Genomic DNA, 14,444 nt, shown 5'->3' with positions numbered 1-14,444 from the left:
ATTATACGATAGGAAAATGCAAAAAACAATACGGGGTTTCTAAACATTTTATGAAGAATGTGCTGCTGCGTTGACAATTGAGGGGAGAAGTCGATATAATAAAATCTGCATAAAATACGTTTTAAAACAGCATCATAACGTTGCTGGACAGGAGAGATTATATGAACTGGATGGATAAATTAGAGCGAAAATGGGGAAGGTATGCAATCCCGGATATACACAGATATCTGATCATTGCAATTTTGATCGGCTATGCAATCAGTTATCTTGCAAGTGGTCTGTTTGATTTCCTGACATTCAATGTCAATGCGATCTTACATGGTCAGATCTGGAGGCTTGTGACATGGATTCTGATTCCACCGTCAGGAAAACTTGTTTTCACATTGCTGTTTCTGATCTGCCTGATTCCGATGGGACACACACTGGAACAGATCTTTGGAAGTTTTAAGATGAATGTTTATTTCATAGGTGGAATCATTCTCAGTGATATTGGAGGTCTCATCACATATTTTGTATGTTATCTTCTGACCGGACTTTCCGGCGTGAATGTCAGCCTGACGACCTATTATTTACTGTTGACCACGTTTATGGCGCTTGCATTATGCATGCCGGATGCGACCGTGAATCTGTATTTTGTTTTGCCGATTAAAATGAAATGGATGCTGGCTCTTTATTTCGCAGATCTGGCTTATGAGATTTACGAAAATTTCCGTGTTGGAAGCCAGTTTGGCTCTGTTCTTGGGCATAATGTTGGTATGATCATGGGAGTTGTGCTAAGTGCCCAGATTGTGTTTGCACTGATCAACCTTGGACTTTTCTTTTATTTTACAAAACAGCGTGTCTCAAGAAAACAAAAGAAAAGACAGAAAGAATTTCGTGCGCAGTTTGCAGCTGAACCAAGACCGGGATCTGGAATCAGCAAACATAAATGTGCAATCTGTGGCCGCACGGAGTTAGATGATCCAAATCTGGTATTCCGTTATTGTTCAAAGTGTGAGGGCAATTATGAATACTGTCAGGATCATCTGTTTACACATAAGCATGTAAAACGAATGAATTAGGAGAGTATCAGAATGAAGAGATTCGTAAGTGCTTTGCTGGTCGTTGTGTTATTCGCAGCATTATTAGAAGGAAGCATTCAGGCTGAACGGGCAAATGTCAGAAAGAAAGAGGCTTTGCCAGAACTTAAAGTTGGTGTGATCTTAAATGGCGATGAAACAGAAAGCTATACAAAAGCTCATATTAATGGCATTCAGGCAGCAGCAAAGAAACTTGGAATATCAGAAAATAATATTGAATGGAAGACCAGAATTGATGGATCGGATGTCTGCTATGATGCAGCAAAGTCGCTTACAGAGGATGGATGCAGTCTGATCATTGCAAACAGCAGAGTACATCAGGATTACATAAAGAAAGCCGCAGAAAAGTTTCCGGACGTAAACTTTGTATGTATAGGAGGAGATTATGCGGCGATTTCGCAGATCGATAATTTTTACAACGCATATACCGATATTTATGAAGCAAGATATGTATCTGGTGTGGTTGCAGGCATGAAACTGGAGGAAATGCTAAAAGGCAATCAGATTCCGGAAGGAAGTATGGATGAAGAGGGTAGAGTCCGGATCGGATATGTAGGTTCTTATCCGGATGCAGAGAATGTTTCCGATTATACCGCTTTTTATCTGGGAATAAAATCTGTGGTTTCCAATGTGGTCATGAATGTCGAGTATACACATACGGATTATGATATGGAACTTGAGACAACAGCAGCAGACACACTTATGAATCTGGGATGCGTGATCATTGGACAGCACGATGGATCAACCGGAGTTCCGGCAGCAATCCAGGCAAGAAAAGATGCGGGACAGATTATTTATTATGTGGGTTGCAACGCAGATCTGTCAGAGACTGCACCGACGGCTTCCCTGACAAGTGCAGTAAGCAACTGGAAAACATATTATCTTGAACTTTTTAAAAAGGCATTACATAAGGAAAAACTTCCGCAGGACTGGTGCGGTGGATATGCTGAAAATGCAGTGAAGATCACGCAGCTCGGACCGGAGACTGCGGATGGAACTGAAGCGAAAGTCGAAGAAATTGAAGCAGCAATCTCAGATGGAACATGTAAAGTTTTTGACACATCGACATTTACCGTGAGCGGCGGGAGTGTTTCAGAAGCAAAAGTAGATCTTTCTTTACTGAATGAAGAGAATGGAGAGGTGGTCTATCCGGGAGAAACTGTGGAGGCAATTACATCGGAGGATGGATGTACGTATTTTGCGGAGTCAAAATACCGGTCAGCACCGTATTTTACACTTCGCATTGATGGAATCACGGAATTAAACGCAGAAGAAACTGTGGAAGAATAAAGCAGAAACAAAAATGGCAGAGCTGTGGGCAGGTTGACAAAGCTTCGTACGCACTCTATAATTAAAAAATATTAGCAACAGGAGGAAGAGAGGCAATGGAAAACGAAGCAGTCTCCAAAAATTTTATTGAACAGATCATAGAAAAGGATTTAGCGGAAGGACACTGTGAGTCTGTCGTTACAAGATTCCCACCGGAACCAAACGGTTATCTTCATATCGGACATGCAAAGTCGATCCTTTTAAATTATGGACTTTCAAAGAAATATGGCGGTAAGTTTAATCTCCGTTTTGATGATACAAATCCAACGAAAGAGAAAGTGGAATTCGTGGAATCCATTCAGGCAGACGTAAAATGGCTTGGGGCAGATTGGGAAGACAGACTGTTCTTTGCTTCTGATTATTTTGACCAGATGTATGAAGCTGCTGTAAAACTGATCAAAAACGGCAAAGCATATGTATCGGATCTGACAGCAGAGCAGATCAGAGAGTATCGCGGAACACTGACAGAGCCTGGAAAGAATGATCCAAACAGGGAAAGAAGCGCAGAAGAGAATCTGGATCTGTTTGAACGCATGAAGAATGGCGAGTTTGAGGACGGAACAATGGTGTTACGTGCTAAGATTGATATGACATCGTCCAATATTAATATGAGAGATCCTGTTATCTATCGTGTAGCGCATATGACACATCACAGAACCGGAGATAAATGGTGCATTTACCCAATGTATGATTTTGCACATCCAATCGAAGATGCAATTGAAGGAATCACACATTCTATCTGTACATTGGAGTTTGAAGATCACAGACCATTATATGACTGGGTTGTGACAGAACTTGGATATAAGAAGAACGAAGATGATACCCCGAAGCAGATTGAATTTGCAAAGCTTTATCTTACCAACGTTGTGACCGGTAAGCGTTATATCAAGCGTCTGGTAGAAGAAGGAATTGTAGATGGATGGGATGATCCGAGACTGGTTTCGATTGCTGCGCTTAGAAGAAGAGGATTTACTCCGGAATCAATCCGCAATTTTGTGGAGCTTTGTGGAATTTCCAAAGCAAACAGTTCTGTAGATTATGCAATGTTAGAGTACTGCATCCGAGAGGATCTGAAGATGAAACGTCCTCGTATGATGGCAGTTCTTGATCCGGTTAAAGTAATTATTGACAATTATCCGGAAGATCAGGTAGAACAGCTGGAAGTAACAAACAATCTTGAGAATCCGGAGCTTGGAACAAGAGAGGTTCCGTTTACAAAAGAACTTTACATTGATCGGGAAGATTTTATGGAGAATCCTCCAAAGAAATATTTCCGTATGTTCCCAGGTAATGAAGTACGTCTGATGAATGCATATTTTGTAAAATGTGAGAGTTTCAAAAAGGATGAGAATGGAAATGTTACGGAGATCCATTGTACGTATGATCCAGCATCAAAGGGTGGAAACAGCCCGGATGGCCGTAAGGTAAAAGGAACGATCCAGTGGGTTTCTGCAAAATATGCAAAACCGGTAACGGTTCGTCTTTACGAAAACATTGTAAACGAAGAACTTGGAGTGTATAATGAAGACGGAAGTCTGAATCTGAATCCAAATTCGCTTACAGTACTTGAAAATTGTATGGTGGAACCGGCACTTATGGAAGCAAAACCATATGAGAGTTTTCAGTTTGTAAGACAGGGATTCTTCTGTGCAGATTGCAAGGATTCCAAACCAGGACAGCCGGTATTCAACAGAGTTGTTTCTCTGAAGAGTTCCTTTAAGCTTCCAAAAGCAAATGCATAAGAATAGAGATAAGAGATTCCGGGGGAACTGGAATCTCTTTTACTTCTTGGAAAAGTATTGATTTGATCATAAAGAAAGGGATGTATATGAGTTTATTAACAGGGTTAGAAAAATTTGGACTGCAGGCGGATGAGATGCAGATCTACGAGAAAAAAGATGAGAAACCAGTGGAAAAAGAGGTTGTAAAAAAGGAAGAAAAGATTCCGGAAGAAACAGAATTTTTATTGCTGAAGAGTGTTCAGTGTCCGGTGTGCGAACACAAATTTAAAATGATTTCTGTAAAATCGGGAAGACTTAGAAGAAAAGAACCGGATATGGATCTGAGACCGAGATTTTATTATATCGACACTCTGAAATATGATATCTGTGCATGTCCAAACTGTGGTTATACCGCAATGAGCAGATATTTTGATTCCATGTCCAGCCTGCAGAGAAAACTGATCAAGGAGAATGTCTGTGATAAATTTAATGCGCATAATGCATTGAATGTAGAAGAGCTGAAAGCATATGATTATGATACAGCGGTAGAACGTTACAAATTATCTTTGTATAATTCGATCGTTAAAAAAGCCAAGATCAGTGAAAAGGCATATACCTGTCTGAAACTTGCATGGATGTTATATGAACAGAATGAGGAACTGACAGGAAAAGATGAAAAGACACTGGAGAAAAAGGCTGCCTGCGTCAAAGAAGCAGATGAATTTTATGAGAAAGCCTATGATGGATTCGTTGAGGCAATTGCCAATGAAATGTATCCAATCTGTGGAATGGATCAGAACACGTTAGACTGTCTTTTGGCAGCTATGGCATTCCGCCTGAAGAAATATGATATTGCGTCTAAGATGATCTCATCGATCCTTGTATCACGTACAGCCAGCAGCAAGATGAAAGACAAAGCACTGGATATGAAAGAAGAGATTATTGAAGCTTTGAAAAAAGAAGAACAATAATTCAGAATAAACGTATTTTGAGGAGGCTGTAATGAAAAAAAAACGATTTGATTCACTAGATGATTCTACTTATGGTTCTCGCAATATTACCCGGATTATAATAGCAGTTGTGATAATTGTACTTGTCGGAGCCGCGCTTTTGGCTGGAATCTGGATGCAAAAGAAGAATAAAGATCCGATGGGCAGCGTGGGAGATCTGACTACGGAGCAGGATACAAAACAGCAGGATACAGATGATCCGGAAAATGGATCAATGGGGCAGGAAAGCGGTGCCCAGGTTGATGCAAGTGCTATTTTGACTGCGAGCAGTGCTGCGGAAAATGATCAGATTACGCTTGGGATTGATGTCGCAAAATATCAGGGAACCATCGACTGGAGTAAAGTTGCTGCATCGGGAATTGATTTTGCAATGATTCGTGTGGGATATCGGACGCAGAAAACAGGGGAAATGTGTGTCGACACCAATGCCAAGTACAATATGCAGGAAGCACAGGCGAATGGAATCAAAATAGGTGTATACTTTTTCTCATCAGCAATCACAGAAGCGGAAGCAGAGGAAGAGGCGGACTGGGTCGCTGACTATATTTCACAATATCAGATCACGTATCCAGTAGCCTTTGACTGTGAAGGATTCCAGGATCCAGACAGCCGTCAGTCCGGATTAGACAGGGAAAAACGTACCGGATTAGCGGTTGCATTTATGGATGAAATCTATCAAAAAGGTTACACACCGATGTTTTATGCTGCATCCGGAGAGTTGCAGGATAGTGCGGACTGGAACCTTGATGCAATACAAAACAGTTATAAAATATGGGTTGCCCAGTACCCGGAAGCACCATATCCGGATACTGCATCTTCCAGTTATTCCGGAACGCATGCAATGTGGCAGTATACCAATCAGGGAACTATTCCAGGCATTGGGACTACGGTGGATCTGAATGTGGCATATTTTGGATATGATGAAACAGCACAGGCAAAGGACGGGGAAGCACCGGATGCCGCAAGTGCCGATCCGGAAGCAACCATGAGGTTTCAGGATGTAAACGAGAGTGTTACAGCAAAAGAATCTGCAAATCTGAGAAATATTCCAAGTCAGGATACCGACAGCACGGTGGAACTTACGTTAAATAATGGCGATGTCGCAACGCGGACTGGCATCAGTGACAGCGGATGGTCACGCCTGCAATATAACGGAACCACATATTATGCAGTATCCAGTTATTTGACTACAGATTTAAATTATGTGGCAGCAGGACAGGAAGGCAGTGGAAGTGGTGACGGATTAAAGACAAAATTCACAGACTGTAATGATGTTGTAACCGCCAAAATTGAAGTAAATCTGAGGACAATCCCAAGTGTTACGAACCCGGATGCTGTTGTGGCTGCGGTTCTGACGAATGGGGAAACCGTGACAAGAACAGGAATCAATGAGGAATTCGGATGGTCCAGAGTGGAATATAATGGTCAGACGCTGTATTGTATTTCAAGCTATCTTACGACTGCACAATAATAAGAAAATCAGTATTCGTTAAGGCAATGTTAAGACCATACAGGAATTGTGTGTGATACAATGATATTTGTAGTTAGAAATAAATACAAATGGAAAGAGGAGAACACACAATGTTAGTCGTATCACATGTCACAAAAAAGTATCGTAAAGTAATTGCGAACAATGATATCAATCTTACGATTGATAATGGGCAGATTGGAATTTTGTTAGGACCAAACGGTGCTGGAAAAAGTACGATCATCAAATGTATTATGGGTTTTTTAAAGTATGATGGACAGATTACCGTTGATGGATGTTCAAATAAAACGGTAGAAGCAAAAAGATATATGGGATATGTCCCGGAAATTCCGTCACTTTATCCAAACCTTACGGTTGATGAACATCTTGAATTTATCGCCAGAGCGTATAAGTTAAAAGATTATAAAGAATATAAAGAGCAGTTGCTGGAACGCTTTGAACTTCAGGATAAACGAAAGAAGTTCGGTGATGAACTGTCGAAAGGAATGCAGCAGAAACTCAGCATCTGTTGTGGACTTCTTCCAAGACCACAGCTGATTCTTTTTGATGAGCCAATGATCGGACTTGATCCTCATGCGATCAAAGAATTGAAGAAAGTATTTGAAGAACTGAAAGAAAAAGGATGCTGTGTACTGGTTAGTACGCATATGATCGACAGTATCGAAGAACTGTGGGATACAACGTACATCATGAAAGATGGTCAGATTGCTGCAACTGTGGACCGGAAGGATATCGGCGAGACGGATAAGAGCCTGGAGGATATTTTCTTTGAGATCACGGAAGCTCCGAAGGAAGGGGTGTAATGTATGAAGATGGTAGGATATTACGCATGGCATACATTTTTAAATTCCCTAAAGAAGATATTTCGGAGCACGTTTGTTGTTATCTTTGTGGCAGTCATAGCAATCGGAGTGATTTTTGGATTTTCGGCAGGGCTTGTTGCAGATATTGTGGATTCCAAAAATGAGAATCAGACCGAATATTCCAGTGAGGAATACAGCGGGACGGAAGAAGAACAGGATACCGATGAGAGTGCAGAGGATGACAACCAATTTACCTTCGAGGATACACAATTTATGCAGCTGTGCTTCGAGTTTGGAATTCCAATTGTACTTATCGCCTTTTTGCTGTGGGGAATATACGGAGGAAGCAAAAACGGCTCGGATATCTTCCTTATGGCAGATGTGAATTTCCTTTTTACAGCTCCGTTAAAGCCACAGTCGGTTCTGATGTTTCGGTTGACATTTCAGATGGTTACGACGATACTTGGCTCTTTTTATCTGATTTTTCAGATTCCGAATCTTAGACAAAATATGGGAATTAGCTGGATGGCGATCATTGCGATCTTCCTGGCATGGATCTTTCTTCTTTTATTACAGAAGCTGGTATCGGTACTCAGCTATACGTTAACTGCAACCTATACAGAACTGAAAAAATATGTCCGTCCGCTGATTATTCTGATCGCAGGAATTGTTGCAGTGATTGTTGGAACTGCATATCTGAAGAGCGGACAGAACTGGGAACAGACGATGGCGGGCACATTTGGAGCAAAATGGACAAGAGTGATCCCTCTGATTGGATGGTATAAGGGGATGATCATGGCGGCGGTGTCTGGTAATGCACTGGAATCGCTGATTTATGGAATACTCCTTGTGCTTCTTATGGCAGTCATGTTTGCTGGAATCTGGAGAATTAAAGCCGATTTCTATGAAGATGCTTTTTCCGGAGCGGCAGACAGAGAAAATACCATGATTGCAGCTCAGGAGGGCCGTGTCGTCAATAAGAAAGAACGTTCCGAAAAAATTGCAAGAAATTCTGAAATGAAAGGATGGGGAGGAAGCGCGTTTTTCTGGAAAGAAATGTATAACAGAAGACGTTTTGCCCGTTTTGGAATTTTTACGAATACGATGCTCACCTATCTGGCGGCAGCAGTAGTTACGGCGCTTTTCTGTGAGAGAATTCTTCATGTTTCTGAATTTACGGTGATCGCAGTAATTCTGACAGGAATCGCATTTTTCCGAAACTATGGGAATCCGATTGCGGCGGAAACATCGATGAACTGGCTGTTTCTTGTGCCAGACAATCCGTATCGCAAAGTATTTGCAGCGATGGGAGCAGGAACAGTATCCTGTGCATTGGACGTATTGCCGGCACTGGTCATCGGAGTGGTTCTGACACCGGAAAAACCATGGATTGTAATGCTTTGGTTTGTGATGATCGTAAGTATGGATTTTATGCTTTCCACAGTTGGAATGATGCTTGAAGTGTTATTCCCTGCTACAGCACTTGATATTGTAAAGAGTATGTTGCAGCTTGTTCTGAAATTTATTATGATTGCAGTGATTGTAATTATTTTGGCAGTTGGAGCACTTTTGATCAGTCTTGAGATTGGATTGCTGCTTGAGATTCTGTTTAATCTGATACTTGGCGCTGTACTTTTTATTATTTATCCTTCACTTTTACATGAAGGCACTGCATAAAAACAAACAGAAAAATACCGCTGATTCTTAAGAATGGAATCAGCGGCATTTTGCATTATGTAAGAAAATTATTTGTTTTTCTCTTTCTCAAGCTCTAACATCTTCATAGCACGGACTTTCAGTGGAAGACCGAATAAGGTGATGAAGCCATCTGCATCATGATGATCATAAAGATCACCGGTTGTAAAGCTTGCAAGTGATTCACTGTAAAGTGAGTATGGAGAAGTAGTGCCGGCTTTGATGATATTTCCTTTGTAAAGTTTGAATTTAACTTCACCGGTAACATATTCCTGAGTAGATTCTACGAAAGCCTGAACAGCCTCTCTCAGTGGAGTGAACCATTTTCCTTCGTATACGATCTGGGCAAGTTTGTTTCCCATATCTTTTTTGACTTCTGCGGTAGCACGATCAAGAACAAGTTCCTCCAACTGCTGATGTGCTTCCATAAGAATGGTTCCTCCCGGAGTCTCGTATACACCACGGGATTTCATACCGACAACACGGTTCTCAACGATATCGATGATACCAATTCCGTGTTTTCCGCCAAGACGGTTCAGTTCACGAATGATATCAGATACTTTCATTTTCTTTCCGTTTACGGAAGTAGGTACACCCTTTTCAAAAGTCATGGTTACGTATTCACCTTCATCCGGAGCTTTTTCCGGTGTTACACTTAATACAAGCAGGTGATCATAGTTTGGCTCTTTGGAAGGATCTTCAAGTTCAAGTCCCTCATGGCTGATGTGCCATAAGTTACGGTCACGGCTATAGCTGGAATCGGTTGAGAATGGAAGATCGATACCATGTGCTTTACAGAATTCAATTTCTGCTTCACGGGAATCCATTTTCCATTTGTCATCACGCCAAGGAGCGATGATCTTAATGTCAGGAGCGAGAGCTTTGATTGCGAGCTCAAAACGGATCTGATCATTTCCTTTTCCGGTTGCACCGTGACAGATTGCAACAGCGCCTTCTTTGCAGGCAATCTCTACTAATTTCTTGGCGATTCCAGGACGGGCCATGGATGTTCCAAGCAGATACTTGTTCTCGTAAACGGCATTTGCCTGAACACAAGGAACAATATAATCATCACAGAATTCATCTGTAATATCTTCGATATATAATTTGGAAGCGCCGGATAATTTTGCTCTTTCGTTTAATCCGTCTAACTCTTCTCCCTGACCGCAGTCAACGCAGCAGCAGATGACTTCATAATCATAATTCTCTTTTAACCATGGGATGATCGCTGTTGTATCAAGACCACCGGAATATGCTAAAACAACTTTTTCTTTCATTTTGATGATTCCTTTCTTTTCTTATCGTTATTAAATTCAATATACAACAATCATGAATAATATGCAAGCGAAAAAATATACATTTATATTTAATAAAAATACACAACTAGAGCAATAAAGAATAGCTTTCATAACAAGCAATTATATAAAAATGCAATAAAAATGTAAAAACAGGGTTGCATATTAAAATGAATGAATGTATAATTATGCAATGTACAAGAAAGCTGAGAGAAAACTTCTTTACTATAAGGAAAGAAAGAGCTATAGTGAAGGAAGATAATGCCGGAAGTAAATTGCTGAGGCAGAGCTTCTGACAGAACATACAGAGAAAGAAGGATTAGATATGATCAAAGCTGGAGTTATTGGAGCGACTGGATATGCGGGAGCAGAACTTGTCCGTATATTGATGAATCATAAAGAAGTGGAAATTAAGTGGTATGGTTCGAGAAGCTATGTAGAGCAGCCATATGCAGATATATATCGTAACATGTTTGAAATTGTTGATGCAAAATGTATGGATGATAATATGGAAGAACTTGCAGAGCAGGTTGATGTGATTTTTACAGCAACACCACAGGGATTTCTTGCAGGCGTTTTAAATGAGTCTATTTTAAGCAAAACTAAGATTGTGGATCTGAGTGCGGATTTCAGAATCAAGGATGTGGCAACTTATGAGAAATGGTATAAGATCGAGCATAAGAGTCCACAGTTTATTGAAGAAGCAGTGTATGGATTGTGTGAAGTAAACCGTGATCTTGTGAAAAAAGCAAGACTTGTAGCGAACCCGGGCTGTTATACAACCTGTTCCATTCTTACGGCATATCCGCTTGTAAAAGAGGGACTGATCGATGCGGATACATTGATCATTGATGCAAAGTCCGGAACATCGGGCGCTGGAAGAGGCGCAAAAACACAGAATTTATTCTGTGAAGTGAATGAAAATATGAAAGCATATGGTGTTGCTACACACAGACATACACCGGAGATTGAAGAACAGCTTGGATATGCGGCAGGTAAACAGATTCTGATCAACTTTACACCACATCTGGTTCCGATGAACCGTGGAATCCTTGCTACAGAATATGCAACACTTAAGAAAAAAGCCGATGGCTCGCTTCCAACATACGATGAGGTGAAGGCTGCATATGATAAGTATTATGCAAAAGAAAAATTCGTTCGTGTCCTTCCGAAGGGAGTATGCCCGGAAACAAAATGGGTAGAGGGAAGTAATTATGTGGATGTGAACTTCGTTATTGATGAAAGAACCGGAAGAATCGTAATGATGGGTGCTTTGGATAATCTGGTAAAAGGTGCAGCAGGACAGGCTGTACAGAACATGAATCTGATGTTTGGATTTAAGGAGACAGAGGGCCTTGAAATGGTTCCAATGTTCCCGTAATAAAAAGAAAGAAAAGATAGAAGCAATGGATAATTTGGAATATAAAATAAGAACAATGACGATGGATGATTATGAACAGGTTTACAATATGTGGATGACCATTCATGGATTTGGAATCCGTTCGATCGACGATTCTAAGGAAGGCGTAGAGCGATTCCTCAAAAGAAATCCTACAACAAGTGTTGTCGCAGAATGGGACGGCAAAGTTGTAGGAGCAATTCTCTGCGGACATGATGGGAGAAGAGGATGTCTGTATCATGTCTGTGTATTAGAGGAATACCGCAAACATGGAATTGGAAAAGCAATGGTAGTTGCGTGCATGAGAGCCCTGCAGAAAGAAAAGATCAATAAAGTATCTCTGATTGCCTTTAAGAGCAATGAGATCGGAAATCATTTCTGGAAAGAAGCAGGGTGGGAATTCCGTGATGATATCAATTCGTATGATTTTACGTTAAATGAAGCAAATATCACCCGGTTCAATCAGTAATTATAGAAGGAGTAATGAAAATGGAAGAGCAGAATATGCAGTCTGTTATGGAAAAAGCACAGGTATTAATTGAGGCGTTGCCTTATATACAGCGTTTTAACCGCAAGATCATTGTTGTAAAATACGGCGGATCAGCAATGGTGGATGAAGAACTGAAAAAACATGTGATCCAGGATGTGACATTGTTAAAGCTGGTAGGTTTTAAACCGATTATTGTACATGGCGGTGGAAAAGAAATCAGCAAGTGGGTTGGAAAAGTTGGAATGGAACCGGTTTTTGTTAACGGACTCCGCAAAACAGATGAAGCAACCATGGAAATTGCAGAAATGGTTTTAAATAAGGTAAACAAGTCTTTGGTACAGATGGTTCAGGAACTTGGTGTAAATGCAATCGGAATCAGTGGAAAAGACGGTGGCCTTTTAAAGGTTGAAAAGAAATTATCGAATGGAGAAGACATTGGGTTTGTCGGTGATGTTACGGAAGTAAATCCGAAGATTCTTTATGATCTTCTGGAAAAAGATTTTCTTCCGATTATCTGCCCGATTGGTATGGACGATCATTATAATTCTTATAATATCAATGCAGATGATGCAGCCTGTGCGATCGCAAGAGCAGTGGAGGCAGAAAAACTGGCATTTTTGACAGATATTGAAGGCGTATATAAAGATCCGGATGACAAGGATTCCCTGATTTCTGAACTTACGGTATCAGAAGCACGTGAACTCATAAAAGATGGCTATATTGGAGGCGGAATGCTGCCAAAACTGAACAATTGTATTGATGCAATTGAAAACGGTGTATCAAGAGTACATATTCTGGATGGAAGAATTGCACATTGTCTTTTACTTGAGATCTTTACAAATAAAGGAATTGGTACAGCTATCTTAGATGATAAGGAGGATCGTTTCTATCGTGAATAAACAGGATTATATCGAGGGCGCAGAAAAGGCTCTTCTTCATACATACAACAGATTTCCATTAGTGCTTGATCATGGCGAAGGCGTATACCTTTATGATACAGATGGAAAAAAATACCTTGATTTTGCAGCAGGAATTGCAGTTCAGGCACTTGGCTATGGCAATAAAGAATACAATCAGGCATTAAAAGACCAGATTGATAAACTGCTTCATACATCCAACCTGTATTATAATGTGCCGACCATGGAAGCTGCACAGAAAGCTTTAAAAGCAAGCGGGATGGATCGTATTTTCTTTACAAACAGTGGAACAGAAGCAATCGAGGGTGCGATAAAAGCTGCAAAGAAATACGCATATACAAGGGACGGACATGCAGGACATGAGATTATCGCAATGAACCATTCTTTCCATGGAAGAAGTATCGGGGCACTTTCTGTAACCGGAAATATGCATTATCAGGAGCCTTTTGGACCTCTGCTTCCGGGAGTGAAATTTGCGGATTATAACGATCTGGAAAGTGTAAAAGCACAGATTACGGATAAGACCTGTGCAATCATTATGGAGACCGTTCAGGGAGAAGGCGGAATCTATCCGGCAGAGCCTGAATTCATAGAAGGTGTACGCAAACTCTGTGATGAAAATGATATTCTTCTGATTCTGGATGAGATTCAGTGTGGTATGGGAAGAACCGGAAAGATGTTTGCATGGCAGCATTATCATGTGAAACCGGATATTATGACATCAGCAAAAGCACTGGGATGTGGAGTGCCGGTTGGAGCTTTTCTTATGACACAGAAGGTGGCAGATAAGTCTCTGGCACCTGGAGATCATGGAACAACATATGGCGGCAATCCGTTTGTTGGCGCAGCAGTATCCAAAGTGTTTGATCTTTTTGAAGAATTGCATGTGATCGATCATGTCAATGAAATTGCACCTTATCTGGAACAGAAGCTGGATGAGCTGGTGGCAAAATATCCATGTCTTACGGCACATCGTGGAAAAGGCCTTATGCAGGGCGTGGAATGCCAGATTCCGGTTGGTCAGGTTTCCGCAAAGGCTTTGGAAAATGGACTGATCCTGATTACAGCAGGAAGTAATGTGCTTCGTTTTGTTCCGCCACTTGTGATCGAAAAAGAGCATGTGGATGAAATGATCCAGAAACTTGAACTTACATTAGACCAGTTAGCATAGAAAAGACAGAACAAATCATAAATCATATTGAAATATACTTGTAATA

12 protein-coding genes are annotated in these 14,444 nt (G+C 40.8%); 11 read left to right on the top strand and 1 reads right to left on the bottom strand.

The window, feature by feature from the left end; genetic code table 11:
• The first annotated feature begins 161 nt into the window (after positions 1 to 161).
• The 7 genes from FYJ75_RS07440 to FYJ75_RS07410 all read left to right on the top strand — a co-directional run bounded on the left by FYJ75_RS07440 (position 162) and on the right by FYJ75_RS07410 (position 9,108).
• Positions 162 to 1,061 carry a rhomboid family protein gene (locus FYJ75_RS07440; protein ID WP_154429829.1) on the top strand — a complete coding sequence of 300 codons (900 nt, stop codon included), beginning with the start codon at positions 162 to 164 and terminating at the stop codon, positions 1,059 to 1,061.
• 12 nt (positions 1,062 to 1,073) lie between these two features.
• A complete protein-coding gene (locus tag FYJ75_RS07435) occupies positions 1,074 to 2,369 on the top strand; it encodes a BMP family ABC transporter substrate-binding protein (RefSeq protein ID WP_154429828.1) in 1,296 nt (431 codons plus the stop codon).
• 95 nt (positions 2,370 to 2,464) lie between these two features.
• Positions 2,465 to 4,150: a glutamine--tRNA ligase/YqeY domain fusion protein gene (locus FYJ75_RS07430; RefSeq protein WP_154429827.1), complete on the top strand. Its 1,686-nt coding sequence runs from the start codon at positions 2,465 to 2,467 to the stop codon at positions 4,148 to 4,150.
• Positions 4,151 to 4,236: 86 nt separating this feature from the next.
• The gene (locus FYJ75_RS07425) at positions 4,237 to 5,100 is read left to right on the top strand and encodes a DUF2225 domain-containing protein (RefSeq protein ID WP_154429826.1); all 864 of its coding nucleotides are present in this window, start codon (positions 4,237 to 4,239) and stop codon (positions 5,098 to 5,100) included.
• Between the two features lie 31 nt (positions 5,101 to 5,131).
• Positions 5,132 to 6,610 (top strand): GH25 family lysozyme, encoded by a 1,479-nt coding sequence (locus FYJ75_RS07420; RefSeq protein ID WP_154429825.1) that lies wholly within the window; start codon positions 5,132 to 5,134, stop codon positions 6,608 to 6,610.
• A gap of 110 nt (positions 6,611 to 6,720) precedes the next feature.
• Positions 6,721 to 7,431, top strand: a complete 711-nt coding sequence (locus FYJ75_RS07415; protein WP_154429824.1) for an ABC transporter ATP-binding protein — start codon at positions 6,721 to 6,723, stop codon at positions 7,429 to 7,431.
• A gap of 3 nt (positions 7,432 to 7,434) precedes the next feature.
• Complete coding sequence (locus FYJ75_RS07410) at positions 7,435 to 9,108, top strand: putative ABC exporter domain-containing protein (RefSeq protein ID WP_154429823.1); 1,674 nt, start codon at positions 7,435 to 7,437, stop codon at positions 9,106 to 9,108.
• A 68-nt stretch (positions 9,109 to 9,176) separates the two neighbouring features.
• Here FYJ75_RS07410 and FYJ75_RS07405 read toward each other — a convergent pair whose 3' ends face one another.
• A complete protein-coding gene (locus tag FYJ75_RS07405; RefSeq protein ID WP_154429822.1) occupies positions 9,177 to 10,403 on the bottom strand; it encodes an argininosuccinate synthase in 1,227 nt (408 codons plus the stop codon).
• A 343-nt stretch (positions 10,404 to 10,746) separates the two neighbouring features.
• Between FYJ75_RS07405 and argC the strand changes: the two genes are divergently transcribed.
• From argC to FYJ75_RS07385, 4 genes are read left to right on the top strand one after another with little or no spacing between them, the layout of a single operon-like run.
• On the top strand, positions 10,747 to 11,802 hold the full coding sequence (gene argC, locus FYJ75_RS07400) for an N-acetyl-gamma-glutamyl-phosphate reductase (protein ID WP_154429821.1): 1,056 nt from the start codon (positions 10,747 to 10,749) through the stop codon (positions 11,800 to 11,802).
• Between the two features lie 25 nt (positions 11,803 to 11,827).
• Entirely contained in the window at positions 11,828 to 12,289 is a 462-nt protein-coding gene (locus FYJ75_RS07395; protein ID WP_154429854.1) for a GNAT family N-acetyltransferase, read from the top strand.
• Positions 12,290 to 12,309: 20 nt separating this feature from the next.
• Entirely contained in the window at positions 12,310 to 13,209 is a 900-nt protein-coding gene (gene argB, locus FYJ75_RS07390) for an acetylglutamate kinase (RefSeq protein WP_154429820.1), read from the top strand.
• Positions 13,202 to 14,398 (top strand): aspartate aminotransferase family protein, encoded by a 1,197-nt coding sequence (locus FYJ75_RS07385; protein WP_328596887.1) that lies wholly within the window; start codon positions 13,202 to 13,204, stop codon positions 14,396 to 14,398. Before argB ends, FYJ75_RS07385 begins: the two co-directional genes overlap by 8 nt.
• Positions 14,399 to 14,444: the final 46 nt, after the last annotated feature.

Source organism: Roseburia porci (genome assembly GCF_009695765.1).
In the GTDB taxonomy this organism is placed as follows: Bacteria; Bacillota; Clostridia; order Lachnospirales; family Lachnospiraceae; genus Roseburia; species Roseburia porci.
This window is presented reverse-complemented; position numbering and strand designations above follow the sequence as displayed.